Annotated in this window: 20 protein-coding genes and 1 pseudogene; 14 read left to right on the top strand and 7 right to left on the bottom strand. The window is 74.3% G+C overall.

Features of this window, described 5'->3' with window-relative positions; genetic code table 11:
* The first annotated feature begins 70 nt into the window (after positions 1 to 70).
* Positions 71 to 1,717, top strand: coding sequence for a chaperonin GroEL (groL, locus tag ACGF5G_RS11655; RefSeq protein WP_393261531.1), 1,647 nt, complete (start codon positions 71 to 73; stop codon positions 1,715 to 1,717).
* Positions 1,718 to 1,868: 151 nt separating this feature from the next.
* Here groL and ACGF5G_RS11650 read toward each other — a convergent pair whose 3' ends face one another.
* Entirely contained in the window at positions 1,869 to 2,252 is a 384-nt protein-coding gene (locus ACGF5G_RS11650) for a WhiB family transcriptional regulator (protein WP_393261529.1), read from the bottom strand.
* Between the two features lie 253 nt (positions 2,253 to 2,505).
* Between ACGF5G_RS11650 and ACGF5G_RS11645 the strand changes: the two genes are divergently transcribed.
* Positions 2,506 to 3,330 (top strand): response regulator transcription factor, encoded by an 825-nt coding sequence (locus tag ACGF5G_RS11645; RefSeq protein ID WP_393261527.1) that lies wholly within the window; start codon positions 2,506 to 2,508, stop codon positions 3,328 to 3,330.
* A gap of 158 nt (positions 3,331 to 3,488) precedes the next feature.
* Here the strand turns inward: ACGF5G_RS11645 and ACGF5G_RS11640 are convergent, their stop codons facing one another.
* Entirely contained in the window at positions 3,489 to 3,899 is a 411-nt protein-coding gene (locus tag ACGF5G_RS11640; protein ID WP_357455387.1) for a DUF5319 domain-containing protein, read from the bottom strand.
* Positions 3,900 to 4,084: 185 nt separating this feature from the next.
* On the opposite strand from ACGF5G_RS11640, the gene guaB reads away from it, so the two are divergent.
* The 4 genes from guaB (at position 4,085) to ACGF5G_RS11620 (ending at position 9,839) form a co-directional block, all read left to right on the top strand.
* Positions 4,085 to 5,647, top strand: coding sequence for an IMP dehydrogenase (guaB, locus tag ACGF5G_RS11635; protein ID WP_350704041.1), 1,563 nt, complete (start codon positions 4,085 to 4,087; stop codon positions 5,645 to 5,647).
* A gap of 28 nt (positions 5,648 to 5,675) precedes the next feature.
* Positions 5,676 to 6,794, top strand: coding sequence for a GuaB3 family IMP dehydrogenase-related protein (locus ACGF5G_RS11630; protein WP_350704039.1), 1,119 nt, complete (start codon positions 5,676 to 5,678; stop codon positions 6,792 to 6,794).
* A 49-nt stretch (positions 6,795 to 6,843) separates the two neighbouring features.
* On the top strand, positions 6,844 to 8,268 hold the full coding sequence (locus tag ACGF5G_RS11625; RefSeq protein ID WP_393261524.1) for a M1 family metallopeptidase: 1,425 nt from the start codon (positions 6,844 to 6,846) through the stop codon (positions 8,266 to 8,268).
* A 107-nt stretch (positions 8,269 to 8,375) separates the two neighbouring features.
* Positions 8,376 to 9,839: a M1 family metallopeptidase gene (locus ACGF5G_RS11620; protein ID WP_393261521.1), complete on the top strand. Its 1,464-nt coding sequence runs from the start codon at positions 8,376 to 8,378 to the stop codon at positions 9,837 to 9,839.
* 6 nt (positions 9,840 to 9,845) lie between these two features.
* On the opposite strand, the gene ACGF5G_RS11615 is transcribed toward ACGF5G_RS11620, so the two are convergent.
* Entirely contained in the window at positions 9,846 to 10,973 is a 1,128-nt protein-coding gene (locus ACGF5G_RS11615) for an LCP family protein (protein WP_393261519.1), read from the bottom strand.
* A gap of 135 nt (positions 10,974 to 11,108) precedes the next feature.
* Here ACGF5G_RS11615 and ACGF5G_RS11610 point away from each other — a divergent pair, with 135 nt between their 5' ends.
* Both ACGF5G_RS11610 and guaA read left to right on the top strand, forming a co-directional pair.
* Positions 11,109 to 12,806, top strand: coding sequence for an FAD-dependent oxidoreductase (locus ACGF5G_RS11610; RefSeq protein ID WP_393261516.1), 1,698 nt, complete (start codon positions 11,109 to 11,111; stop codon positions 12,804 to 12,806).
* Positions 12,807 to 12,950: 144 nt separating this feature from the next.
* A complete protein-coding gene (gene guaA / locus ACGF5G_RS11605; RefSeq protein ID WP_393261513.1) occupies positions 12,951 to 14,504 on the top strand; it encodes a glutamine-hydrolyzing GMP synthase in 1,554 nt (517 codons plus the stop codon).
* A 7-nt stretch (positions 14,505 to 14,511) separates the two neighbouring features.
* Here the strand turns inward: guaA and ACGF5G_RS11600 are convergent, their stop codons facing one another.
* Positions 14,512 to 14,844 carry a PspC domain-containing protein gene (locus ACGF5G_RS11600; protein WP_393261510.1) on the bottom strand — a complete coding sequence of 111 codons (333 nt, stop codon included), beginning with the start codon at positions 14,842 to 14,844 and terminating at the stop codon, positions 14,512 to 14,514.
* A gap of 144 nt (positions 14,845 to 14,988) precedes the next feature.
* Between ACGF5G_RS11600 and ACGF5G_RS11595 the strand changes: the two genes are divergently transcribed.
* From ACGF5G_RS11595 to ACGF5G_RS11585, 3 genes are all read left to right on the top strand, one after another.
* Complete coding sequence (locus ACGF5G_RS11595) at positions 14,989 to 15,936, top strand: NUDIX domain-containing protein (protein ID WP_393261507.1); 948 nt, start codon at positions 14,989 to 14,991, stop codon at positions 15,934 to 15,936.
* 122 nt (positions 15,937 to 16,058) lie between these two features.
* Positions 16,059 to 16,967 carry an NUDIX hydrolase gene (locus tag ACGF5G_RS11590; protein WP_393261699.1) on the top strand — a complete coding sequence of 303 codons (909 nt, stop codon included), beginning with the start codon at positions 16,059 to 16,061 and terminating at the stop codon, positions 16,965 to 16,967.
* A 424-nt stretch (positions 16,968 to 17,391) separates the two neighbouring features.
* Positions 17,392 to 18,309 carry a CDP-alcohol phosphatidyltransferase family protein gene (locus ACGF5G_RS11585; RefSeq protein WP_393261504.1) on the top strand — a complete coding sequence of 306 codons (918 nt, stop codon included), beginning with the start codon at positions 17,392 to 17,394 and terminating at the stop codon, positions 18,307 to 18,309.
* Positions 18,310 to 18,378: 69 nt separating this feature from the next.
* On the opposite strand, the gene ACGF5G_RS11580 is transcribed toward ACGF5G_RS11585, so the two are convergent.
* From ACGF5G_RS11580 to ACGF5G_RS11570, 3 genes and pseudogenes are all read right to left on the bottom strand, one after another.
* On the bottom strand, positions 18,379 to 19,632 hold the full coding sequence (locus tag ACGF5G_RS11580) for a phosphatidylserine decarboxylase (protein WP_393261501.1): 1,254 nt from the start codon (positions 19,630 to 19,632) through the stop codon (positions 18,379 to 18,381).
* 520 nt (positions 19,633 to 20,152) lie between these two features.
* Positions 20,153 to 20,395: pseudogene (locus ACGF5G_RS11575) on the bottom strand (hypothetical protein); the annotation flags it as partial.
* Positions 20,392 to 22,053, bottom strand: a complete 1,662-nt coding sequence (locus ACGF5G_RS11570; RefSeq protein WP_393261498.1) for a PspC domain-containing protein — start codon at positions 22,051 to 22,053, stop codon at positions 20,392 to 20,394. The gene ACGF5G_RS11570 and the pseudogene ACGF5G_RS11575, both read right to left, overlap by 4 nt.
* 172 nt (positions 22,054 to 22,225) lie before the next feature.
* Here ACGF5G_RS11570 and ACGF5G_RS11565 point away from each other — a divergent pair, with 172 nt between their 5' ends.
* From ACGF5G_RS11565 to ACGF5G_RS11555, 3 genes are all read left to right on the top strand, one after another.
* On the top strand, positions 22,226 to 23,491 hold the full coding sequence (locus ACGF5G_RS11565) for a PspC domain-containing protein (protein ID WP_393261495.1): 1,266 nt from the start codon (positions 22,226 to 22,228) through the stop codon (positions 23,489 to 23,491).
* Positions 23,491 to 24,177, top strand: a complete 687-nt coding sequence (locus ACGF5G_RS11560; protein ID WP_350704013.1) for a response regulator transcription factor — start codon at positions 23,491 to 23,493, stop codon at positions 24,175 to 24,177. The genes ACGF5G_RS11565 and ACGF5G_RS11560 overlap by 1 nt, the downstream gene beginning before the upstream one ends.
* A gap of 189 nt (positions 24,178 to 24,366) precedes the next feature.
* Positions 24,367 to 25,524, top strand: a complete 1,158-nt coding sequence (locus ACGF5G_RS11555) for a Cys-Gln thioester bond-forming surface protein (protein WP_393261491.1) — start codon at positions 24,367 to 24,369, stop codon at positions 25,522 to 25,524.
* Positions 25,525 to 25,591: the final 67 nt, after the last annotated feature.

Below are 25,591 nucleotides of genomic sequence, written 5' to 3'. Positions count from 1 at the left end.
GCAACCGATCAGTGTCGTTGCCCCGGTCCGGCTCGCCGGGCCGGGGCAACGTCGCTTCGAAGGGACATTCATGGCGAAGATCCTGAGCTTCTCGGACGACGCCCGGCACCTGCTCGAGCATGGTGTCAACGCCCTCGCGGACGCGGTCAAGGTGACCCTCGGCCCGCGCGGGCGCAACGTCGTCCTGGACAAGAAATTCGGTGCGCCCACGATCACCAACGACGGCGTGACCATCGCCAAGGAGATCGAGCTCACCAACCCGTACGAGAACCTCGGCGCGCAGCTGGTCAAGGAGGTGGCGACCAAGACCAACGACGTCGCCGGCGACGGGACCACCACCGCCACCGTGCTGGCCCAGGCGATGGTCCGCGAGGGCCTGCGCAACGTGGCCGCCGGCGCCAACCCGACCGGCCTCAAGCGGGGCATCGACGCGGCGGCCGCCAAGGTCTCCGAGGCGCTGCTCGGCCGCGCGGTCGAGGTCGCCGACAAGAAGTCGATCGCGCACGTCGCGACCATCTCCGCGCAGGACGCCACCATCGGCGAGCTGATCGCCGAGGCGATGGAGAGGGTCGGCCGCGACGGTGTCATCACCGTCGAGGAGGGCTCCGCGCTCACCACCGAGCTGGACGTCACCGAGGGCCTCCAGTTCGACAAGGGCTTCATCTCGCCGAACTTCGTCACCGACGTGGAGGGGCAGGAGTCGGTCCTGGAGGACCCGTACATCCTGATCACCACCCAGAAGATCTCGGCGATCGAGGAGCTGCTGCCGCTGCTGGAGAAGGTCCTCCAGAACAGCAAGCCGCTGCTGATCATCGCCGAGGACGTCGAGGGCCAGGCGCTGTCCACCCTGGTGGTCAACTCGATCCGCAAGACCCTCAAGGTCTGCGCGGTCAAGGCCCCGGGCTTCGGCGACCGCCGCAAGGCGATGCTCCAGGACATGGCGATCCTCACCGGCGCCGAGCTGGTCGCCCCGGAGCTGGGCTACAAGCTCGACCAGGTGGGCCTGGAGGTGCTCGGCAGCGCCCGCCGCGTGGTGGTCGACAAGGAGAACACCACGATCGTCGACGGCGGCGGCCAGGCGGGCGAGGTCGCGGACCGGGTGGCCCAGATCCGCAAGGAGATCGAGGCCTCCGACTCCGACTGGGACCGGGAGAAGCTCGCCGAGCGGCTGGCCAAGCTGTCCGGCGGCATCGCGGTCATCAAGGTCGGTGCCGCGACCGAGGTCGAGATGAAGGAGCGCAAGCACCGCATCGAGGACGCGATCGCCGCGACCAAGGCCGCGGTCGAGGAGGGCACCGTCCCGGGCGGCGGCGCCGCCCTGGCGCAGATCCTGCCGGCGCTGGACGACGACCTCGGCTTCACCGGTGACGAGAAGGTCGGCGTCTCGATCGTGCGCAAGGCGCTGGTCGAGCCGCTGCGCTGGATCGCCCAGAACGCCGGCCACGACGGCTACGTCGTGGTGCAGAAGGTCGTCGGCAAGGAGTGGGGCCACGGCCTCGACGCCGCCAGCGGCGAGTACGTCGACCTGGCGAAGTCCGGCATCCTCGACCCGGTGAAGGTGACCCGCAACGCGGTCAGCAACGCCGCGTCGATCGCCGGCCTGCTGCTCACCACGGAGAGCCTCGTGGTGGAGAAGCCGGAGAAGGCCGAGCCGGCCGCCGCCGGTGGCCACGGCCACGGCCACGGTCACGGCCACCAGCACGGCCCGGGCTTCTGACCCTCGCCGTACGCCTAGTCGGGGCGCACCGTCCGCGTGACGGTGCGCCCCGACGCCTTTCGGGGGCGGCGCGCCGTCGTGGACCGGGGACGGCGCGACGCCGCGCCCCGGGCGGGGGCGCGGCGTCGGTGTGGTCCTCGGGTGGCCGGGCTCAGGCGATCTTGCGCTGGGCCGGGACGGTCGACTTGTGCGGCCGGCCCAGGCGAGCCTCCAGGCGGGCGATGTCGACCCGGGTCTGCCGGCGGTCGGCCAGGTCCTCCCAGCCGACGGCGAGCAGCCGCAGCCGCTCCGACTCGCTGAAGCCGCCCCACACGCCGTACGGCTCCCGGACGGCGAGGGCGTGCGCGGCGCACTCGGCCCGGACGGGGCAGGTGCGGCAGACGGCCTTGGCGCCGGACTCGCGGCGCAGGCGCGACGAGCCGCGCTCGCCGTCGGGGTGGAAGAACTGTGCGCTGTCCCGGCCCCGGCAGGCACCGAGCCGCTGCCAGTCCCAGAGATCGACGATGGGTCCGGGCAGTCTACGTACGTTCGACATCAGCACCCCTCCTCCCGCGCGGCACCGCGGAGATCCATGTGAACCGGCGTCCGGGCGGCGGTCCGCGCAGGCGCGCCGTTTCCGGCCTGGATGCTCCCTACCCGAGCTTTCCCCGGCTCACACTTCTGTGATCGAAAACCTTGGGCAACTAGCGGCATATGCCCTACTTGTCGGAAAAGTTCGGAGGATTGCCGGGAACCTCCTCGCGACCGGACTCGGTCATGGTCTGCTCGTGGGCGGAGAGGAGACCACTGTGCGTACGGTTCTCGTGTGCGTTCGGACACCGCTTGCGGCGCAGCATCTGACGTCCGCGGCGGCCCGGCTCGGGCTGTCCGCCGTCGTGCGGACCGCTGTCTCCGATCCCGAGGTGATGTTGCGTCTGGCCGAGCGTCCGGCCGACGTGGTGCTGGCGGACACGGCCCTCACCCGGCCGGACAGCGCGGGCTTCGTGCGCCGGGTGCTCGCCCGCGCGCCGCAGGCCTCGGTGCTGCTGCTCGGCACCGAGGAGTCGGAGGCGGCCGCCGCCACCATCAGCGCCGGCGCCCGGGGCCTGATCCAGGGCGCGGACCACGACCTGACCAGCGCGGTCGCCAAGGCCCTGCTGCTGCTCGTCGCCCCCGGCCGGGCGACCCGGAGCCGGGTCACCGACCCGGCGCGGGACACCGCGGCGGTCGGCGGGCTCGCCCGCGCCACCCCGGCCGGCCGGCCGCCGGCCGACCCCGGCCCCGCCTGGTCGGCCCCGTCCGCAGACGGCGCGGGCGGTGCGCCGACCGTGGTGCCGGCGCAACGCGGCGACGACCCGGCCGACCCGGCCGGTGAGCCGGCGGAGGCGGTGCCCGCGGGGCAGCGGGGCGCGTCCGGCGCGCGCGGCGGCCGGTCCCAGATCGGGCTGACCGAGCGCGAGCTCCAGGTGCTGCTCGGCATGGCGGAGGGCAAGAGCAACGCCGAGATCGGCCGCGAGCTGTTCGTCTCGGAGGACACGGTGAAGACCCACGCCCGCCGGCTGTTCCGCAAGCTCGGCGCCCGGGACCGCGCGCACGCCGTGGCCGCCGGTTTCCGCGCCGGCCTGGTGGCCTGAGCCCGGGATGCCGGGCTGGTGGGCTGAGCCCGGTGCGCCTGGCCGATGGGCTGGCGAGCGCGACCGCCGGCTGCCGCTCGGTGCCGAGCGCGCGGCGCCGGGCCGGTGAACTGCCGGGTGTGGCCGGCGGCCGGTGCCCCCGCGGCGGCGGCCGTGCCTCAGCTCTCCGTGCCGGGCTCCTCGTCCGAGCCCTCGGTCAGGGTGTCGTGCACGCCGTCCGCGTAGCCCCGGGCGTAGTCCCAGGTGACGTAGTGGTCCGGATCGGGGTCGTAGGCCGGCTCGTGCACCCGGGGCCGCCCGGAGCTGAGCAGGTGACGCAGGTTGCCCCGGAGCAGGTCCCAGTCGAAGTAGTGCGGCTCCCGGCAGTCCTCGCACTCGATGACCAGCCCGCGCACCCCGATCGGCGCCAGCAGCGCCTGGTAGATCTCCAGGTCGGCGAGGTCCTCCAGCACGTCCTGCCGCTCGACGTCGGTCAGCGGGTCGAGCGGGGCGTCGTCGCCCGGATCGTGCAGACCGGCGGCCGGGTCGGCCGGGTCGCCGTTGAAGGGGTCGATGGGCTCGTCGTGCACCCCCTCACCGTAGACCCAACGCCGGGGCCGCGTCCGCCCCCGGGCCGTCGGTGACCTGCGCCGCCACCGGCGGAGGCGGCCCAGGTCAGTGGGTACGATGGGACGACGCGCAGTCACCCGGCGTGCGCCGGCGCCCGCCCGCGCCACCTCGCTGAAGCCCGTCCGAGCAGCTCAGGGGAGCAATAGTGGAAATTTCGCCCAGCACCGATCTGCCGACCGCCGCCGACAGCGGCGAGCTGGGCGGCCATCTGCCGGAGTTGCCCGCCGGCTCGGCCCGGGTGGTCCCGCTCGGCCTGACCTTCGACGACGTGCTGCTCCAGCCGGGCGAGTCGGACGTGGTGCCCAGCCGGGTCAACACGGTGACGAAGCTGACCCGCAACATCAACCTGAGCGTCCCGCTGCTCTCCAGCGCGATGGACACGGTGACCGAGGCGCGGATGGCGATCGCGATGGCCCGCCAGGGCGGCATCGGCGTGCTGCACCGCAACCTCTCCCTGGAGGACCAGGCCCTCCAGGTCGACCTGGTCAAGCGCTCCGAGTCCGGCATGATCACCAACCCGGTGACCGCCAGCCCCAACGACACCCTGCGGGACGTCGACGCGCTCTGCGGGCGCTACCGCATCTCCGGCGTGCCCGTCGTGGACGGCGAGGGCCAGCTGGTCGGCATCGTCACCAACCGCGACATGCGCTTCGTCTCCGACCCGGCCACCCCGGTCCGCGAGATCATGACCCGCACCCCGCTGGTCACCGCCCCGGTCGGGGTGAGCAAGGACGACGCCCTGGGCCTGCTGCGCCAGCACAAGGTCGAGAAGCTGCCGATCGTCGACGAGTCGGGCCGGCTGCGCGGGCTGATCACGGTCAAGGACTTCACCAAGAGCGAGCAGTACCCGAACGCCACCAAGGACGACGCCGGCCGGCTGCGGGTCGCCGCCGCCGTCGGGGTGGGCGACGACGCGTACAAGCGGGCGCGGGCACTGGTCGACGCGGGCGTCGACGTGCTGATCGTGGACACCGCGCACGGCCACCAGCGGGCGGTGCTGGACATGGTCCGCCAGCTCAAGAAGGACGTCACGATCGACATCGTGGGCGGCAACGTGGCCACGTACGCCGGCGCGAAGGCGCTGGTCGACGCGGGCGCCGACGGCGTGAAGGTCGGGGTCGGCCCGGGTGCCATCTGCACCACCCGGATCGTCGCCGGGGTGGGCGTACCGCAGATCACCGCGATCATGGAGGCCGCCCGCGCCGCGCGGCCGGCCGGCGTCCCCGTCATCGGCGACGGCGGCATCCAGTACTCGGGCGACATCGCCAAGGCGCTGGTCGCGGGTGCCGACACGGTGATGCTCGGCAGCCTGCTGGCCGGCTGCGAGGAGAGCCCCGGCGAGCTGATCTTCATCAACGGCAAGCAGTACAAGGCGTACCGGGGCATGGGCTCGCTCGGCGCGATGCAGTCCCGCGGGCAGGCCAAGTCCTACTCGAAGGACCGCTACTTCCAGCAGGACGTGCTCGCCGAGGACAAGCTGGTCCCCGAGGGCGTCGAGGGCCAGGTGCCCTACCGCGGCCCGCTGTCCGCCGTCGCCCATCAGCTCATCGGCGGGCTGCGCGCCGCGATGGGGTACGTCGGCGCGGAGAGCATCCCCGAGCTGCACCGCCGCGGTCAGCTCATCCGGATCACGGCGGCCGGGCTCAAGGAGAGCCACCCGCACGACATCCAGATGACGGTCGAGGCGCCCAACTACCACTCCCGCTGACCATCCCCCTGTGACAACTGGAGTCCCCATGCGTGACGTGGTCGAGATCGGGCTGGGCAAGACCGCGCAGCGCGGCTACCACCTGGACGACATCGCCATCGTGCCGAGCCGCCGGACGCGGGACGTCGACGACGTCTCCACCGCCTGGCAGCTCGACGCGTACCAGTTTGGCATCCCCTGCGTCGGGCACCCCTCCGACGCGACGATGAGCCCGGCGTCCGCCGTCCGGCTCGGCCAGCTCGGCGGTCTCGGCGTGCTCAACGTCGAGGGCCTGTGGACCCGCTACGAGAACCCGACGAAGGTCCTGGAGGAGCTGTCCGCGCTGGGCGAGGACGCCCGTGCCACCAAGCGGCTCCAGGAGGTGTACGCGGAGCCGATCCGCCCCGACCTGATCGCCGAGCGGGTCCGTGAGCTACGCGCCGGCGGCGGGACGGTGGCCGTCCGGGTCAGCCCGCAGCACACCCTGGCGCTGGCCCCGGTGATCCTCGACGCCGGCGTGGACATCCTGGTCATCCAGGGCACCATCGTCTCGGCCGAGCACGTCTCCACCACCGAGGAGCCGCTGAACCTCAAGGAGTTCATCGCCGACCTGGACCTCCCGGTCATCGTCGGCGGCTGCACGGACTACAAGACGGCGCTGCACCTGATGCGCACCGGCGCGGCCGGCGTGATCGTCGGCATCGGCGGCGACGACTGGTCGACCACGGACTCCGTGCTCGGCATCCGGGTGCCGATGGCGACCGCGATCGCCGACGCCGCCGCGGCCCGCCGGGACTACCTCGACGAGACCGGCGGCCGGTACGTGCACCTGATCGCCGACGGCGACATCCAGACCTCGGGCGACATCGCGAAGGCCCTCGGCTGCGGCGCGGACGCGGTGATGCTCGGCGAGCCGCTGTCGCTCTGCGCGGAGGCGCCGGCCGGCGGCGCCTGGTGGCACTCCGCCGCCAGCCACCCGTCGCTGCCCCGGGGCGCGTTCGAGGTGGCCGGCGAGCCGCTGGGGTCGATGGAGCAGCTGCTCTTCGGCCCGGCGGACGAGCCGGACGGCCAGCTCAACCTCTTCGGCGGGCTGCGCCGGGCGATGGCCAAGTGCGGCTACCGCGACCTCAAGGAGTTCCAGAAGGTCGGCCTGGTCCTCGACCGCTGACCGCACGAAGAAGCACCGCACGCACCGGTCGCGCCGATAGGCTCGGCCGGTGCGTCGTACTCCTGACCGGATCCGCCCGACGCTCGTCGCCGTGGCGGCGGCGCTCGCGCTGCTGGTCGCCTGCACCACCGATGCCGCCGACCGGCGGGGCGGGCGCGACGGCCTGCGCCCGGGCAGCGTCGACCTCGCCGACCCGTACGTGCCGGGCGCCGGCAACGGCGGGTACGACGTCTCGCACTACCGCCTGGCGGTCCGGTACGACCCGGCGACCGACCGGTTGACCGGGCGGGCGAAGGTCGTGGCGACGGCGGTGCACGGGCTGTCCCGGTTCACCCTCGACCTCGCCGGCCTCGACGTCGCCGCGGTCACGATGGGCGGCGCCCGCGCCGAGCACCGGCGCGACGGCGACGAGCTGGTGGTGACCCCGCGCGACGGCCTCCCGCAGGGCCGGCAGTTCGCGGTCGAGGTGGACTACTCGGGCGTGCCGACCGCGAAGGCCGACGGGCAGCTCGGCACCGGTGGGTTCCTGCACACCGCCGACGGCGCGGTCGCGCTCGGGCAGCCCTGGTCGGCGGCCACCTGGTTCCCGGTCAACGACCACCCGTCGGACAAGGCCACGTACGACATCGAGGTGACCGTCCCGGACGGGCTGGCCGCGCTGAGCAACGGGGTGCCGGGGGAAAGGACGAGCGCCGACGGCTGGACCACCTGGCGGTGGGCCGAGCGGGCCCCGATGGCCAGCTATCTCACCACGCTGGTGATCGGCGCCTACCGGGTGCAGACCGGCACGCACGCCGGCAAGCCGATGGTCACCGCCGTGCCGGCGCGTCTGCTGGCCACCGGCCCCGAGGCCGCCTCGCTCGCCCGTACCGGCGAGATCGCCGACTTCCTGGCCAGCCGGTTCGGGCCGTACCCGTTCGACGCCTACGGTGGGGTCGTGGTCACCGACGACCGGGTCGGCTACGCGCTGGAGACCCAGTCCCGGCCGGTCTACGGGCCCGGCTTCTTCCGCAACGGCCGCCCCAACCCGGGGGTGGTCGCGCACGAGGTGGCCCACCAGTGGTTCGGCAACAGCGTGACGCTGACCCGGTGGAGCGACATCTGGCTCAACGAGGGCTTCGCCAGCTACGCGGAGTGGCTGTGGGAGGAGCACGACGGCGGTCGCACCGCGCAGCGCACCTTCGAACTGGAGTACGCCGCCACCGACTGGTCCCGCCCGGTCGTCGACCCCGGACGGTCGGGGCTGTTCGGCACGGCCGTCTACAAGCGCGGGGCGCTCACCGTGCACGCGCTGCGCCGCACGGTCGGCGACGACGCGTTCTTCCGCATCCTGCGCACCTGGACGGCCGAGCGGCGGGGCGGCAACGCCACCACCGAGGACCTGGTCACCCTGGCCGAACGGGTCTCCGGGAAGTCCCTGCGCCAGCTCTTCGACGCCTGGCTCGTCGGCGACTCCGCCCCCGCCCTGCCCTGACGCGACTCTCAGGGCCGCTCGGTAGGCTGCCGCCGGACCGGCCGGGCGCGGGTCCGGCACGGGGTCGCCGGCGGGGCAGCCGGCGGCACAGGGGAAGGGACGAGGCGATGACGCTGTCGCGGAGGCTTCTGCGCGCGGGCACCGGCCTGCTGCTGACCGGGGCGCTCGGGTTGGCCGGGTGCGGGTCGGCCGACGAACCGGCCCCGGCCCCGGCCACGGACGCCGCGTCGCCGAGCGCGGCCCGCCAGTTCAAGCCCGGGGCGGCCGGCGTCGGCGACGAATATTTCCCGACCTACGGCAACGGCGGGTACGACGTCAGCCGCTACACGGTCAAGGTCCGCTACCACCCGGAGCAGGACCGGCTCACCGGCACCACCACGCTCCAGGCGGCGGCGACGAAAGACCTGTCGGCGTTCAACCTGGACCTGGCCGGGCTGACGGTGCGGTCGGTGACGGTGGACGGCGCCCCGGCGAAGCACAGCCGCAAGGACGACGAGCTGGTGGTCACGCCGGCCAGCGGCCTGATCGCGGGCAACGGCTTCGTCGCCGAGATCGCGTACGAGGGCGAGCCGGAGCCGCTGCGCAACGAGACCCTCGGTGTCGGGGGCTTCCTGCACACCGACGACGGCGCCATCGCACTCGGCCAGCCCGAGTCGGCGAGCACCTGGTTCCCGGTCAACGACCACCCCTCGGACAAGGCCACCTACGACTTCGAGATCACCGTCCCGAAGGGACTGACGGCGGTCAGCAACGGCGTGCCGGCGGGGAGAAGCACGGCCGGCGACTGGACCACCTGGAAGTGGGCGGAGCGCAGCCCGATGGCGAGCTACCTCAGCACCGTCGTGATCGGAAGGTTCCGGATCACGGAGGGCGAGCACAAGGGACGGCCGGTGTTCCACGCGGTCACCACCGACCTGCCGGAGGGCGCGGCGGACCGGTCGATCGCCGACACGGTCGAGGTGGCCGACTATCTGGAGAGCGTCTTCGGGCCGTACCCGTTCGGGGCGTACGGGGGCGTGGTGATCTCCGACGCCCGGATCCGGTACGCCCTGGAGACGCAGAGCCGCCCGGTCTACTCGGCGGGCTTCTTCCGGGGCGGCGAGAACACCGGGGTGGTCGCGCACGAGCTGGCCCACCAGTGGTTCGGCAACAGCGTGTCGCTGGCGAGGTGGCAGGACATCTGGCTCAACGAGGGGCTCGCCACGTACGCCGAGTGGCTCTGGGCCGAGCACGACGGCGGGCGCACCGCCCAGCAGGCGTTCGACGACCGGTACGCCGGCTCGTCCGACCAGGTCTGGCGGACGCCGCCCGGCGAGCCGGGGGTGGCGAACCTGTTCAGCGAGTCGGTCTACCAGCGCGGCGGGATGACCGTGCACGCGCTGCGGGTGGCCGTCGGCGACAAGGCGTTCTTCGAGATCCTGCGGACGTGGGCGGCGCAGAAGCGGGACGCCAACGCCACCACGGCCGAGTTCGTCGCGCTGGCCGAGCGGGTCTCGGGCAAGAAGCTCGACGACCTCTTCGACGACTGGCTGCGCGGCACCGAGCGCCCCGCCCGGCCCGAGCCGCTGTGACGGCGGTCAGCCCTTGACGCGCAGCTCCGGGTGGGCGGCGAGGTACGCGTCCGCCCGGCCGGCGCGCAGCTCGGTGAGGAACTTCCGGCCGGTCGGCTCGAGCTGCTCGCCCCGGTAGGCGCTGCCCTGGCCCACCCCCTCGCCGGGCAGGCCGACCAGCACGAACCGGTCCGGCGACAGCCCGCCGAGGGCGTACGCGACGTCCACGATCCGCGGCCCGCCCGCGTAGACCAGCGTGTCGCCGAGCGCGTCCACCACCTGCTGGACGCGCTCCGGCTGCCGGGCCAGGTCCTCGTCGAGGATCTTGGTCACCAGCGCCTTGACCAACTGCTGCTGGTGGCGCTGCCGGGCGTAGTCGCCGCCGGTGATGTAGCGCTGCCGGGCGTAGTCCAGCGCCTGCCAGCCGGTGAGGTGCCGCTCGCCCTTCTCGTAGACCATCTGCGGCCCGACGTAGCCGCCGCCGCCCGGGGCGGGCTCCCGGTGCCGGCCGTCCGGGCGGCGGTGCAGCGAGACCACCCGCTGGTCGACGTAGAGGTCCACCCCGCCGAGAGTGTCCACCAGCTTGTCGAAGCCGTTGAAGGTGAGCACCGCGCCGGCGTCGATGCGCAGCCCGGTGTAGCCGCTGACCGTGCTGCGTAGCAGCTCGAACCCCTGGGCGGTGCTCGGCTGCTCGGGTTTGCCCGGCACCCGGCTGCCGTAGCTCATCGCGTGGGTGAGCTTGGTCTTCCCGCCGCCGTAGTCGGCCTTCGGGAAGGCCGGAATGTCGACCAGCAGGTCGCGGGGGAGGGAGAAGAGGTACGCCCGGTCGAGCCCCTTCGGCACGTGGGCCACCAGCACGGCGTCGCCGTGCGGCTCCCAGCCGGGCACGCTGACCCGGGTGTCCACCCCGACCAGCAGGAGGTTGAGCGGGCCGGTGATGCCGGCGCCGGGCGGCGCCGTGGGGCTCGGGGTGGGTTCCGCGCGCGGCGTGGCGCTCGCGGTCGGCGTGGCGGCGGTCGGGCCGGTCCGCCGCGACCCGTCGTCGCCGACGAGGCGGGTGACCACCAGCACGCCGGCGGCCACCAGCACCGCCGCCGCGAGGGCGGCGAGCCCCAGCACCCACCTCGGGCGCTGCGCCCCTGTCCCCTGAGCCATGCGACACCCCCGTGTGAGACAACGTTCGGACTCCGGGCCCGGGTTCGGGCGGGCGTCCCCGGATCGACGGACCGGAGCATGATCGCGCGGAAACCCGTGCTGGCGCGATGGCTACTCAGCGGTAATGATGCGTGCATGCGGTACGACGTGGTCGTCATCGGGTCCGGCTTCGGCGGCAGCGTCACCGCGCTCCGGCTGGCCGAGAAGGGCTATGCGGTCGGTGTGCTGGAGGCCGGGCGTCGCTTCGCCGACGACGAGTTCCCGCAGACCTCCTGGCGGCTGCGCCGTTTCCTCTGGGCGCCCCGCCTCGGCTGCTACGGCCTCCAGCGGATCACCCTGCTGCGGGCGGCCGACCGGAAGGCCGGCGGTGGGGTGCTGGTGCTCTCCGGGGCCGGGGTGGGCGGCGGCTCGCTGGTCTACGCGAACACCCTCTACGAGCCGCTGGACGCCTTCTACGCCGACCCGCAGTGGCGGGGCATCACCGACTGGCGCGACGAGTTGGCCCGCCACTACGACCAGGCGAAGCGGATGCTCGGCGTCACCGCGTACCCCGTCGTCACTCCTGCGGACCGGGCGATGCGGGCGGTGGCCGAGCGGATGGGGGTCGGGCACACCTTCCGCGCCACCCCGGTCGGCGTGCACATCGGGCGGCCCGGTCAGCGGGTCGCCGACCCCTACTTCGGCGGCGCCGGCCCGGAGCGCACCGGCTGCACGCACTGCGGCGCGTGCATGACGGGCTGCCGGTACGGCGCGAAGAACACCCTGGTCAAGAACTACCTCTGGCTGGCCGAGCGGCTCGGCGCCCGGGTGCACCCGCTGACCACGGTGACCGCCGTGCGCCCGGTCGACGGCGGCGGGTACGCGGTGCACACCGTGCGCACCGGGGCCTGGCCGCGCGCCCGGCGGCAGGTGGTCCACGCCGACCAGGTCGTCTTCGCGGCCGGCGCCCTCGGCACGCAGCGGCTGCTGCACGCGATGCGGGCCGAGGGGGCGCTGCCCGCGCTCTCGCCCCGCCTCGGCGAGCTGACCCGGACCAACTCGGAGGCGATCCTCGGCGCCTCGGTGTCCCGCCGGCGGGCCCGCGCCGACGGGCTCGACTTCACCGAGGGGGTGGCGATCACCAGCTCGTTCCACCCCGACCCGCAGACCCACGTCGAGCCGGTCCGCTACGGGCGGGGCTCGAACGCGATGGGGCTGCTCCAGTCGCTGCTGGTCGACGGCGGCCCGCACCGGGTGCGTCGCTGGCTGGGCACGCTGCTGCGCCAGCCCGGCCCGGCGGCCCGGCTGCTGTCGGTGCGCGACTGGTCGGAGCGGACGGTGATCGCCCTGGTCATGCAGTCGGCGGACAACTCGCTGACCACCCGGTTGCGGCGCGGCCCGCTGGGGCGGCGCCTGGTCTCCGGGCCGGGGCACGGCGTGCCCAACCCGGCGTGGATCCCCGCGGGCAACCGGGCGGCCCGGCTGCTCGCCGAGGAGATCGGCGGTACGCCCGGCGGGGCGCTGACCGAGCCGTTCGACATCCCGATGACCGCGCACATCCTCGGCGGGGCGGTGATCGGCGCCACCCCGGCCGACGGCGTGGTCGACCCGTGGCACCGGGTCTTCGGCCACCCGGGGCTGCACGTGGTCGACGGCGCGGCGGTCTCGGCGAACCTCGGGGTGAACCCGTCGCTGACCATCACCGCCCAGGCGGAACGCGCCATGTCCTTCTGGCCCAACAAGGGCGAGGAAGACCCCCGCCCGCCCCTGGGCTCCCCGTACGCCCGGATGGACCCGGTGCCCCCGCGCCACCCGGCGGTGCCTCCGCACGCCCCCGGCGCCCTCCGCCCCTGATCTCCCGCGATCGTGCACTTTCGGCCCCCGTTGTGCGGCTTTGGGCCGCATGTCCGGGCGGAAAGTGCAAGATCACGCGCGGCGGGGGTGACGTGTGGCGGGCCGTCGTGGGCGCGGGCGTGACGGTGGGTAGGCTTTCTGCACATGAGCACGCCTCGCCCCGTCCTCGTGGTGGACTTCGGAGCCCAGTACGCCCAGCTCATCGCGCGCCGGGTGCGCGAGGCCAACGTCTACTCCGAGATCGTGCCCCACTCGATGCCCGTCGCCGAGATGCTGGCGAAGGACCCGGCCGCGATCATCCTCTCCGGTGGTCCGTCCAGCGTCTACGCGCCGGACGCCCCGCAGATCGACGCCGGCATGTTCGACTCCGGGGTGCCGGTCTTCGGCATCTGCTACGGCTTCCAGGCGATGGCCCAGGCCCTCGGCGGCACGGTGGCCCGCACCGGCAACCGCGAGTACGGCGGCACCCCGCTGCGCGCCCGCCCGGAGGCCGGCGTGCTGCTCCGCGAGTTGCCGGACGACCTGCCGGTGTGGATGAGCCACGGCGACTGCGTCACCGAGGCCCCGGCGGGCTTCGCGGTGACCGCCGAGTCGGCGGGCGCGCCGGTCGCCGCGTTCGAGGACCTGGCCGGCCGCCGGGTCGGCGTGCAGTTCCACCCGGAGGTCGGGCACACCGCGCACGGCCAGGAGATGCTGCGCCGCTTCCTCTACGACATCGCCGGCATCGCGCCGACCTGGACGCCCGAGAACATCATCGACGAGCAGGTCGCCCGGATCCGCGAGCAGGTGGGCGACAAGGAGGTCATCTGCGGCCTGAGCGGCGGGGTCGACTCGGCCGTCGCCGCCGCGCTGGTGCACCGGGCCGTCGGCGACCAGCTCACCTGCGTCTTCGTCGACCACGGCCTGCTGCGCGCGGGCGAGGCCGAGCAGGTGGAGAAGGACTACGTCGCCGCCACCGGCATCAAGCTGAAGGTGGTCGACGCCGCCGACCGGTTCCTGGGCGCGCTGGCCGGGGTGACCGACCCGGAGCAGAAGCGCAAGATCATCGGCCGGGAGTTCATCCGGGTGTTCGAGGCCGCCGCGCGGGAGATCGCCGCCCACGGCGACGTGGAGTTCCTCGTCCAGGGCACCCTCTACCCGGACGTGGTCGAGTCCGGCGGCGGCACCGGCACCGCCAACATCAAGAGCCACCACAACGTCGGCGGCCTGCCGGAGGACCTGAAGTTCAGCCTGGTCGAGCCGCTGCGCACGCTGTTCAAGGACGAGGTCCGGGCGCTCGGTCTCCAGCTCGGGCTGCCGGAGGCGATGGTCTGGCGGCACCCGTTCCCGGGTCCCGGCCTGGCGATCCGGATCATCGGCGCGGTCGACCGGGAGCGTCTCGACCTGCTCCGCCAGGCCGACCTGATCGCCCGCGAGGAGCTGACCGCCGCCGGGCTGGACCGGGGCGTCTGGCAGTTCCCGGTGGTGCTCCTGGCCGACGTGCGCAGCGTCGGGGTGCAGGGCGACGGCCGCAGCTACGGGCATCCCGTGGTGCTGCGGCCGGTCTCCAGCGAGGACGCGATGACCGCCGACTGGTCCCGGCTGCCGTACGAGGTGATCGCCCGGATCTCCACCCGGATCACCAACGAGGTCGCCGAGGTCAACCGGGTGGTGCTCGACGTCACCAGCAAGCCGCCGGGCACCATCGAGTGGGAGTGATCCGGCCTCACGCCACCGGCGGGTAGGTCGGCGGCGTGGGCTGCGCCACGGTCGGCTGCGTGGCGGTCGGCTGCGTCGCCGTGGGCGGCGCGGCCTGCGCCGGGTGCGGCCAGGCGGGGGCGTCGGCCGGCTCCTCGGGCATCAGGAACCACATGATCGGGTACGCGAGCAACGCGACCCCGGCGGTGAGCAGGCCGGTGACCGCGAAGACCACCCGGACGAGGGTGGGGTCGACGGCGAAGTAGCGGCCGAGGCCGCTGGCCACCCCGGCGACCATCCGGTCCGTGACGGGGCGGCGGAGCTGCTTGTACGGGGGCTGGGAAGAGGCGGTGGAAGTCATGCCTCCACCATCCGCGCGGCCGACCCGGCCGACCTCGGTGACCGCCCGGAGCCTTACCCTGACCTGCCCCTGAGGCGCGAGCATTGAGTCAGGAATCTGACTCTTTTCGATGCAGGTAACCGGGGCGGGGGAGAATTTGGCCCCGTGACCACCATGCTGGAGCCGCTCCGCAGGATCGCGGCATACGCAGTTTGTGCTGATTCAGTCGGCCGAGTGTTGCTGGTCCGCGCATCGGAGCGCTCCGGCACTCCCGGCACCTGGTCGCTGCCCGGCGGGGCGGTCGATCACGGTGAGGACCCGAACCACACCGTCGTCCGCGAGACCGCCGCCGAGACCGGCCTCTCCGTCACCGTCGACGGCCTGCACGACGTGCTGGCCGACATGCGGGCGCTGCCCGACCGGGGCATCACCATCCACACCGACCGCCTGATCTACCACGTCTCCGTCCGGGGCGGGACCCTCACCGACCGGGTCGACCGGCCGACCGACCTGGCCCGCTGGTGCACCCCGGAGGAGGCCCGCGAGCTGCCGCTGCGGTCGTTCACGGCGCGCGCCCTCGGGGTGCCCGCCTCGTCCGCCGACATCGTTCCGGAGGAGCCGCCGGAGTTCCCCTCGTTCTACGCCGTGCCCGGTCCGGACGGGCTGCACCGGGCCCAGCGCTTCGCCGCGTACGCCGTGGTGACCGACCCGGACGGGCGGGTGCTGCTCACCCGGGTCTCCGACGGCTACCCGGGCGCGGGCTGCTGGCACCTGCCCGGCGGCGGCACGGACTACGGCGAGCAGCCCGGCGCGGCCCTGATCCGGGAACTGGTCGAGGAGACCGGGCAGACCGGCCGCCTCGTCGAGCTGCTCGGCGTGGCCAGCCACCGGGACGCCGCGTCCCTGGGCCCGGAGGGTTACCCGATCGACTGGCACGGCGTCCGCGCGTTCTACCGGGTCGTGGTCGACAAGCCGGCCCCGCCCACCGTCGCCGACGTCGGCGGCTCCACCTGCGAGGCCCGCTGGTTCGCCCGCGAGGAGCTGGGCGCCCTCCCCACCGACCGCCTGACCGAGGTCACCGCCGAGGCCGTCCAGGCCGCCCGCCTGGCCTGACCCGCGCGCCCCCTTCTCCCACCCGTCCGCCGATCACGAGGTTGACCGGGCGGCACGTCGGCTCCGCTGCCGCTAACCTCATGATCGACGGAGCGGGTCGGCGCGGGCGGGAGTGCGGGCGGGTGGAGGAACGGCGGCGGGTCGGGGCGTACGGGGTGTGTCGGGGCGCCGACGGTCGGGTGCTGCTGGCCCGGGGTTCGGCCTCGTGCCCGTTCCCCGGTGTCTGGCAGCTGCCGGGCGGCGGGCTGGAGCACGCGGAGGATCCCGCGCACGCCGTGGTCCGTGAGTTCGCCGAGGAGACCGGCCTCACCGTGGAGGTGACCGGGCTCCGGGCCGTGCTCGCCGACGTGGCCACGTTCCATGACTCCGGCGTCGCGGTGCACACCGACCGCCTCGTCTTCGACGTCACGCTGCGTGGCGGCGAACCGCGGCCGGAGCCGGCCGGCGGCAGCGACGAGCTGGCCTGGTTCGCCCCCGACGAGGCGGCGGCGGTGCCGCTGATGCCGTTCACCGCCGAGGTGCTCGGCCTCCCCGTCACGCCCCTGCCGGCCGGCCTGCCCCGGGCGCTGCCCCGCGAGGGCGCGCCGTCGGCCGACCGGCGGCAGCGCTTCGGGGCGTACGGGCTGGTGACCGACCCGGCCGGGCGGGTGCTGCTCGCCATGATCGCCGACGGCTACCCGGGGGCCGGCCGGTGGCACCTGCCCGGCGGCGGCACCGACCACGGGGAGCAGCCGGTCGCCGCCCTGCTGCGCGAGCTGGTCGAGGAGTCCGGTCAGCTCGGCCGGGTGGTCGAGCTGGTCGGTGTCGACAACCTCCACAACCCGGCCGCGCTGGGCCCGGAGGGGCGCCCGCTGGACTGGCACGGCATCCGGGTGGTCTACCGGGTGGCGGTCGACGCGCCGACCGAGCCGCGGGTGACGGAGCTGGCCGGGGGCTCGACCGCCCGGGCCGCCTGGTTCACCCCGGAGCAGCTCGCCGGGCTGCGGCTCACCGAGATCGCCGCCCTGGCGCTGGGCCGGCTGTCCCGCTGACGACGGTCGCCGGCCCGCGCCCGGTGCGCCCGGCCGGCTGTGACATCGATGACGGTCCGTAATCGGACATCGGGGCAGGCGGTGGTCGCTCGCCGAGCCGGTGGCGAGGGCGTCCGGTACATTCGATGTGGGGTTGGTGGAGGAAATGGGCGATGGAGCCCGGGTTGGGAATAAGAGGCGGTTCGCGCGGTTTAAGGGAGATATAAGTACCGCCGGCAGCTATCGCCAATCCCCGTTCCCCTATGCGATGGTGTACTCCGCAAAATGGCTGCCGGGCCAGAAAGGTCCGGCACGAGACAGCCGGACACCCGCCCCCGTGGCGGTCAGCCGATCCGGTGATGGAGGAAACGTGCCGAGAGCCCCATGGCGCCGGCGTCGTACCACTGACAGTCCGCGCCCCGCAGGGCGTCGCTGGGCGGGCCCCTTGCGCCGCAGCAGCACGTTCGCCCGGCAGGTGCTGCTGGTCCGGGTGGGCCGCCGCGACGGCGACCTGCGTGGTGCCACCGACCTGTCGCTGCCCGAGCACCGGTACGCCGACCGGCCGCGCCGCCGCTACGGTCTGAACCGGTTCGAGCGCGGCGACGTCGCGTCGATCGCCCCGGTCAGCCCCGCCCTTCCGCCGGCGGCCCCGGTCGACGAGCCGGCGATGGCGATCCCGCTGCTCCCCGGCGAGCGGACGGTCGCCCGCCGGATGAAGTTCGCGGTGGTCAACGCCTGCACGCTCAGCAGCCTGATGCTCGGCATGCTGGCGATCTTCCTCGCCATGCAGGGTGAGGTGCGGGTGGCCGCGCTGTGCCTGATCGCCTGCGTGGTGTTCGACGGCCTCGACGGCGCGCTCGCCCGCAAGTTCGGCGTGGCCAGCCCGTTCGGCGCGCAGATGGACTCGCTGGCCGACATGTGCTCGTTCGGCCTGGCCGCCCCCGTGGTGGTCTACGCCTCGCTGGCCGGGTCGGTGTCCACCGCGGCGGCGGCGGTGGCCTGCGCCCTCGTCGCGGCGTGCGCGGCCATCCGGCTCGCCCGGTTCAACGTCTCGCCGAAGGACGGCCGGTTCTTCTGCGGCGTGCCCACCACGATGGCGGCCGCCGTCCTCGCCCTCACCGTCGCCATCGGGCTGCCGGTGCCGGGCACGGTCCAGGTCGCCGGCGTGGCGCTGCTCGCCTTCGCCATGGTCTCCAGCTTCCCGTACGCGAAGCTGGCCCGCCTGGTCAAGCTGCCGCCGTGGGTGTGGCTGGCCCCGGTGATCGGCGCGCTGGTCGACATCCGGCTCACCTTCGCCCTGATCGTGGTCGGTTACCTGGTCAGCGGCCCGGTGCTCTGGCTCCGCCAGCGTCGCACCGCCTGACCCCACGTACGCCGAAAGGGGCGCCGCGATCCCGCGGCGCCCCTTTCGTGTCTGCCCGTGCCCGCCGGGTCAGCGCCAGCGGGCGATGACGGTGGAGCCGCCGACCACCTTGTCGCCGGGCCCGACGAGCGGCTCGGCGGCGTCGGCCGGCAGGTAGACGTCGGTGCGCGAGCCGAACCGGATCAGCCCGAACCGCTCGCCCCTGGCCAGCAGCGCGCCGATCGGTGCCCGCTGCACGATCCGCCGGGCGATCAGGCCGGTGCGCTGCGCCACGACCACCGTGCCGTGCGCGGTGTCCAGCACCGTGTACGCGGCGACGTTGTGCTCCGCCGCCGGCTTCATCGCGTTGGCGAAGCCGCCGTCGGCGACGAAGTAGTCGACCACCTTGCCGGCGACCGGGGCGCGGTTGACGTGCACGTCCAGCACCGAGAGGAAGACCGCGACCCGCAGCCACTCGCCCTCGCCGAAGCGCTCGTCGTGCAGCCGCTGGACCGACAGCACCTGGCCGTCGGCCGCGGCGACCACCGCCGACGGGTCCTCCGGCACGTCGCGCTCCGGGTCCCGGAAGAAGGCGGCCACCGGCGCGGCGGCCAGGGCGGGGAGCAGCCAGAGCTTCGACTTCGGCCGGGCGAGCCGGGCCAGCGCGGCCAGGCCGAGCGTGATGCCGGCGGCAGCCACCCCGTTGGAGTCGATGTGCATGCCGCGGGTCAGCGGCACGCTCGACGGGCGGTGCGCCGGGGCGAGCGACGCCGCCGAGGCGGCGTCGGCCGGGGTGAAGCGGAGCCGGTACACCCGCAGCGGCGGGTTGTTGCGCAGCACCAGGTCGGCGCCGACGCCGTACAGCGCGCCCTGCCGGTCCAGCTCCGCCGCCGCGCCCGCCGTGCGTCCCGGTGTGGCGGTCGTCGCCACGCTCAGCACCGCACCGTCGGTGAGGTACTTCGTCAGGCCCTCGACGGCGCCGCGGGTCTCGTCGGCCGTGCCCGTGAACGGCTCCCCGGCGATGACCACCGCGGCGGGCTCGGCCTCGGTGAGCGTGTCGACCACGCGGACCCGGTCGGCGACCCAGCGGCCCTGGGCGGTGACGTGCTCCCGCAACGCCCCGGGGCTGGTCGACCCGGCGGGCACCAGCGTGAGGGTGTCGCCGGGCAGCAGCGCGTCGATCGCCGCGGCCAGCACCGCGGACTCCGGCGTCGCGCCGACCAGCAGGGCGGCCTTCGGGTCGTTCATCCGGGCCAGCTCGGCGACGAGGGTACGGGCGGCTCGCTCGCCGATGCGGACCGGACCGGAGCGGCCGGCGGGGCGCACGGCGGGGGACTGCGTCATGTCGGACGGGCTCCTGACGGGGTAGAGACGGGAATCGCGGCGGGACCGCCACGGCGGCGCGGTCCGGCCGGCTCGGCGGCCAGGTCGGCGCGGGCCGGCCGGCGGAGGCGAGATCTCCACCGGCCAGCATAGGCGGCTGCGGAGGCGGGCCGCACCGCTGTGGTCAGCCGCGCGGGCGCTCCTCGCCGGACGGCACGCCGCCGACCGGGCCCGGCCGGTCGTCCTCGTCGGCGGGCCGGTCCTCGACCGCGTCCGCGCGGGCGTCGGTGACCGCCTCGGTGGGCGACTCGTCGGCGTCGTCCCCGGTCCGTGGGCCGGCCGTCGGCGCGCCCGACATCGGCGCGGACACCTCCCACTCGGACGGCCCGCCCCATTCGGACCGCTGGCCCCAGTCGGACCGCCCGGTGCCCCATGCCGCCGGCTCGTCGGCCGGGGCCGGCCGGTCGAGGTCCCACCGGGTCGGGTCGACGTCGGCGGTGTGCCGGTCCGGCTCGTCACCGGCGGGTTCGGCGGCCGGCTGGGCGGAGGTGGGCCCGACGCCGTCCGGGGTGGGGGCCGCGTCCTTGCCGGTCGTGGCGGAGCGCCCGGAGCGCAGCGCGCCCACCAGGCCCAGGAGACCGATCACGATCAGCGCGCCGGCCAGGAACCAGCCGACGGGTGGCAGGGCGAGCCCGAGCAGCTTGGCGAGCAGCCACCACGCGGCGAGCCCGACGAAGATCAGCCCGAAGGCGAACGACACGATGTCGGTGCGGTGGGCCTTCACCGGGTCACCTCCAGGTTGCCGGCGTTCACGTGGACGTAGAGGCGCAGCGTGCCGCCGCCGGCGCCGTCGGCGCCCAGGTCGGTCGTTTCCCGGAGCGGGCCGTCCAGCCCGCCGGAGCGCTTGCCGAAGACGACCGCGTCTCCGGCGTTGACGTCGGTCACCGTGGTGACGTCGACGTTCGGCGGCACCACCACGGTGCACTCGCCGAAGTTGACGGAGACCGTGATCTCGGTGTTCTTCTTGTCGAAGTCGACCGCCCGCAGGTCGAGGGTCGCGTCGCCGAAGCTGTTCTCGTAGCGGACGGCGAGGTCACGGTGGTCGGTGGGGGCCCAGGTCACGTTGCCGTCGACGCCCCGGACCCGGTCGTAGGACTCGGCCACGGTGGCCACCCCGAGGGCGGCGGCGGCCACCACGCCGAGCGCGATCAGCCACCGGGCCCGCCCGAACCAGGTGCCGACCAGCAGGCCGAGCCCGATGGTGGCCAGGGTGGCGGCGAAGTACGCCGACGCCCCGACGTCGAAGACGTCCAGCAGGTCGACGACGGCGACCACGCCGAGGGCGAGGAAGATCAGCGAGAAGGTCACCGCGCCGAGCGGGGAGCGCTCACGCGGGCGCTTCGGCGGCTTCGCCGGTCGCGGCGGCGGCGGTGGCAGCGGCGGGACGCCCGCCTGGCCGGCGTACGGGCCGTGCGGGGCGAACGGGGGCCGGTAGCCCGGCGGCAGGGGCGCGGGGCGAGCCGGTGCGCCCCCCGAGGTCGCGGCGGGCCAGCCCGACGTGGGCGCGGCCGGCGTACCCGCGGGGAAGGGGGCGGGCGCGGGCGGGGCGGCCGGCGCGGGCGGGGCGGCCGGCGGCCAGGCGGGCAGCTCGGCGGTCGGCTCGGCCGGCTGGCCGGCGACCGGGAAACCAGTGGCGTGCGCGGCCGGGGCCGGGGTCCCGCCGGGGGCCACGGCCACGCTCGGCGGGGCCTGGTACGCGGCCGGCGCGGGATAGCTGACCGGCGGCACCGGGCCGGGCGGGGCGGCCGGCGCGGGCGGGACCGTACCGGCCGGCGTGGCCCCGGTGCCCCGGTTGTCCCGGTTGAGCATCAGCGCCCCGCCGATCAGGATCGTGGCGCCGAGCAGCACCGCCCGGAACGCGTCGGTGACGATGTAGCCGAAGCTGACCGCGACCAGGATGCTGAGCACGATCACGGTGATCGGGGACATGCTGGAGCGGCCCCGACCGAGCATCGACTCGACGGGGGAGGCGCTGTCCCCCTCGCCGGGGATGATCAGCCAGGCGGTGACGTAGACCAGGATGCCGATGCCGCCGAAGAAGCCGAGCACGGCGAGGAGCACCCGCCAGAGCACCGGGTCGGTGTTGGTGGCCCGGCCGATCGCCGCGCAGACGCCGGCCAGGTAGCGGCCGTCGCGGGGGCGGACCAGCCCGTACCGGGAGGTGAAGCCGACGCCGCCGGACGGCGGCTGCGGCCCGGCGCCCGGATCCACGCCCGGCCCGGCGCCGGGCGGCGGCGTCCACCCGACGGCGCCCGGCGCGGCCACCGGCGGCGGCGCCCCGGAGGCGGTGGACGCGGTCCCGTCGGCGGGCGTCGCGGCGGGCGGCGGTCCACCGGGCTGTGCCGCCCCGGGACGGGGGGACTGGGCAGCTTCCTCGGTCATGCCCTCGATCCTGCTGCCCCGACCGCCCGGACGGCCTCAGGACCCGACCCTGACCCCACCCTGAGATCCCGGCGGCCGGAATGTCGGGGGCGTCCCCGTGGTCGGGTGGCGGCGCAGCGTGTGACGATCGAACCGGCGCCGGCAGCGGACGGTCGCCCGCCCCGTGCCCGTCGTGACCAGGGAGCCTCCGATCGACGCCGTGACCCAGCCACCTCGCCTCTACCGCGCCCCCGAGCACCGGATGGCCGCCGGGGTGGCCGCCGGCATCGCCGACCACCTGGGCATCTCGGTGCGCCGGGTGCGGGTCGCCTTCATGGTGCTGCTCGGGTTGAGCGGTCTCGGCCTGCTGCTCTACGCGGCCTTCTGGGCGGTCGTGCCGCTGCGGCCCGGCGACACCGCCGCACCGCCCCGCCGGGACGTCGCCCAGCTGCTGCCGTTCGTGGCGATCGGCCTCGGCGTGCTGCTGGCGCAGATGGTGGTCTTCGACTCGGTCGGCGCGGCGGGCACCGCCGGGTGGCTCGTCGCGATCATCGCGGTCGGCGCCGGGGTGATCTGGCACCAGTCGGCCCCGGAGCGGCGGCGACAGTGGGGCGACTCCATGCCGGTGCCGTGGCTGGGCGCGGTGGTGGAGGAGAGCGACCGGCGGGCCTTCGTGCTCCGGTTCATCGGCGGCGGGGTGCTGGTCGCGGTCGGCATCATCGGCGTCGCCGCGGTCTACTCCCCGGCGCAGAACTTCGACGCGGTGCTCAACGGCGTGATCTTCGCCCTGGTCGGGCTCGCCGGGGTCGGGGTGGTGGCCGCGCCGGTGCTGTGGCGGACGTTCAACCAGCTCCGCTCGGAGCGCGAGGGGCGCATCCGCGAGCAGGAGCGGGCCGAGCTGGCCGCGATGGTGCACGACCAGGTGCTGCACACCCTCGCCCTGATCCAGCGCAACGCGGCCGACGTGAAGACGGTCCAGCGACTCGCCCGGGGGCAGGAACGCTCCCTGCGCAACTGGCTCTACAAGCCCACCGGATCGCCGACCGAGCGCTTCGCCGCCGCGCTGGAGCAGGCCGCCGCCGAGGTCGAGGACACCTTCGCGATCACCGTCGAGGCGGTGGTGGTCGGCGACCGGGAGACCGACGAGCGGGTCGGCGCGCTGGTCGCGGCCGGGCGCGAGGCGCTGGTGAACGCCGCCCGGCACGCCGGGGTGCAGACGGTCTCGCTGTACGCCGAGGTCGAGCCGGACCAGGTCAGTGTCTTCGTCCGGGACCGGGGGAAGGGCTTCGACCCGGATACGGTGGAGGATCACCGGCACGGCGTCCGGGGCTCGATCATCGGGCGGATGAAGCGGCACGGCGGCCGGGCGGAGATCCGGTCCGGGCCGGGGGAGGGGACCGAGGTCCGGTTGATCCTGCCGATCTCCCGGGACTCGTCCACGGCGGAAAGGGACAAGTGATGACCGAGCAGTCGATGGAACCGGTCGAGGGAGCGGGTGCCGGCGCGGAGCGGCTGCGGGTCTTCCTCGTCGACGACCACGCCATGTTCCGCGCGGGGGTCCGGGCCGAGCTGGGCGCGCACGTCGAGGTGGTGGGGGAGGCGAGCACGGTCGGCGAGGCGGTCACCCGGATCGCCGCCACGCTGCCCGACGTGGTGCTGCTCGACGTGCACATGCCGGACGGCGGCGGTCGCGCGGTGCTGGAGGCGATGCGGCGTACCCATCCGCAGGTCAAGTTCCTGGCGTTGAGCGTCTCGGACGCGGCGGAGGACGTGATCGGGCTGATCCGGGCCGGCGCGCGGGGCTACGTCACCAAGACGATCTCCCCGGAGGAGTTGGCCGCCGCGATCCGCCGGGTGGCCGACGGCGACGCCGTGTTCAGCCCCCGGCTGGCGGGGTTCGTGCTGGACGCGTTCGCGGCCCGTCCGGACGCGCCGGTGGCCGATCCGGAGCTGGACCAGCTCACCAACCGCGAGCGCGAGGTGCTGCGGCTGCTCGCCCGGGGGTACGCCTACAAGGAGATCGCCAAGGAGCTCTACATCTCGATCAAGACGGTCGAGACGCACGTGTCGAACGTGCTGCGCAAGCTCCAGATGTCCAACAGGTACGAGTTGTCCCGCTGGGCGGCCGACCGTCGGCTCGTGTGATCCACCTCTTTTCCCCACCATTTCGGGCGGAAGCGACGAATCTGGCCGGCAGGGGCTGACAAACGATCAATTCCCGTCCCATAATGCCCCGTCGCGTTCTCGCGTGCGGGTGGTGCGAACCCGCGGGAACGGCGGCTTCGCTCACCCGCCGTTCGGCGGGTCACCCCTGGGGAGAGGTACGCGAATCTGATGTTCGGACAACGAGGACGGCGCTGGGCGCGGATCGCCCTGGCGACCGTCGCCGGTGGTGCGCTGGCGCTCGGCTTCGCCGCGCCGGCCGCCGCCGCCGAGACGACCGGCGTGGCCAAGTCGGTGGGCGTCAGTGTCAAGCTGCTGCTCGACGGAAAGCCGAAGAGCGCCGGCGCGCTGGCGCTGAAGATCGACGGGAAGCTCGTCCCGGCCTTCTGCATCGACTACCACACCAATGTGGCGATCGACGGCAGGTACAAGGAGGGCACCTGGGACGAGTCCCAGGTGAAGAACCTCGGCAAGGTGCAGTGGGTGCTCACCCACGGCTACCCGAACGCCGACTCGGCGACGCTGCTGGCCGCCGCCGGCGCCACCGTCCCGGAGAAGGCCGACGCCAAGAAGCTGCTCTACTTCGGCACCCAGACCGCCATCTGGCACTTCAGTGACGGGATCACGCTCGGTGACTGGGTCAAGGACAAGGGCCTGCTCGGCAAGCAGCAGTACGACGTGGTCAAGAAGGTCCACGACCACCTCGTCGCCAACGCCACCGACCAGCCCGAGCCGAAGGCCGAGCTGAGCGTCGACCCGGCCAGCGCCAAGGCCACGGTCGGCGACAAGGCCGGCCCGTTCACGGTCAAGGGCCCGGCCGGCGACATCGCCGTCGCGGTCAGCGGCGGCTCGGCGGTCGACGCCGAGGGCAAGCCGGTCACCACGATCACCAACGGTGGGCAGTTCTGGCTGACCGCGGACGGCGCGGGCGAGGTCGAGGCGACCGTCTCCGCCAAGGGCTCGGTCTCCTTCGGCCGGGTCTTCCTCTTCACCGGCGAGAAGGCCGCGCAGAAGCTGATCCTCGGTGGCAGCACCGGTGAGACCGTGACCGCCAAGGCCCAGGCCACCTTCGCCGCGGCCCCGACCGAGTCGCCGTCGCCGAGCGCGCCGGCCGAGTCGCCCTCGCCGAGCGCGCCGGCGGAGTCGCCGTCGCCGAGCGCCCCGGTCGAGAGCCCGGCCCCGTCGACCTCCCCCGCCAGCAACGGCGGGGACCTGCCGCTGACCGGCTCCCCGATCGCCGCCGCGATCGCGGCCGGTGTGGCGCTGCTGGCCGCGGGTGCGGTCACCGTGCTGGTGGTCCGCCGCCGCAAGCTGCGCTTCACGGCCTGACCGACGTCCGTTCCGCGGCTCCGGCCCCGGCACCCGCTCCGCGCGGTGCCGGGGCCGGACCCGTCCG

This window comes from Micromonospora sp. NPDC047730 (genome assembly GCF_043204765.1).
Taxonomy (GTDB): Bacteria; Actinomycetota; Actinomycetes; order Mycobacteriales; family Micromonosporaceae; genus Micromonospora.
The sequence above is the reverse complement of the archived record's forward strand: the minus strand, read 5'-3'. Positions and strand labels throughout refer to the sequence as shown.

Bases quoted from the DNA above. Each gene is read 5' to 3' on its own strand.
- ACGF5G_RS11620 (WP_393261521.1), top strand. From the start codon at position 8,376: ATGACGCTGTCGCGGAGGCTTCTGCGCGCGGGCACCGGCCTGCTGCTG.
- ACGF5G_RS11560 (WP_350704013.1), top strand. From the start codon at position 23,491: ATGACCGAGCAGTCGATGGAACCGGTCGAGGGAGCGGGTGCCGGCGCG.
- ACGF5G_RS11555 (WP_393261491.1), top strand. From the start codon at position 24,367: ATGTTCGGACAACGAGGACGGCGCTGGGCGCGGATCGCCCTGGCGACC.
- ACGF5G_RS11615 (WP_393261519.1), bottom strand. From the start codon at position 10,973: ATGGCTCAGGGGACAGGGGCGCAGCGCCCGAGGTGGGTGCTGGGGCTC.
- ACGF5G_RS11610 (WP_393261516.1), top strand. From the start codon at position 11,109: ATGCGGTACGACGTGGTCGTCATCGGGTCCGGCTTCGGCGGCAGCGTC.
- groL (WP_393261531.1), top strand. From the start codon at position 71: ATGGCGAAGATCCTGAGCTTCTCGGACGACGCCCGGCACCTGCTCGAG.
- ACGF5G_RS11600 (WP_393261510.1), bottom strand. From the start codon at position 14,844: ATGACTTCCACCGCCTCTTCCCAGCCCCCGTACAAGCAGCTCCGCCGC.
- ACGF5G_RS11650 (WP_393261529.1), bottom strand. From the start codon at position 2,252: ATGTCGAACGTACGTAGACTGCCCGGACCCATCGTCGATCTCTGGGAC.
- guaA (WP_393261513.1), top strand. From the start codon at position 12,951: ATGAGCACGCCTCGCCCCGTCCTCGTGGTGGACTTCGGAGCCCAGTAC.
- ACGF5G_RS11570 (WP_393261498.1), bottom strand. From the start codon at position 22,053: ATGACCGAGGAAGCTGCCCAGTCCCCCCGTCCCGGGGCGGCACAGCCC.
- ACGF5G_RS11580 (WP_393261501.1), bottom strand. From the start codon at position 19,632: ATGACGCAGTCCCCCGCCGTGCGCCCCGCCGGCCGCTCCGGTCCGGTC.
- ACGF5G_RS11630 (WP_350704039.1), top strand. From the start codon at position 5,676: ATGCGTGACGTGGTCGAGATCGGGCTGGGCAAGACCGCGCAGCGCGGC.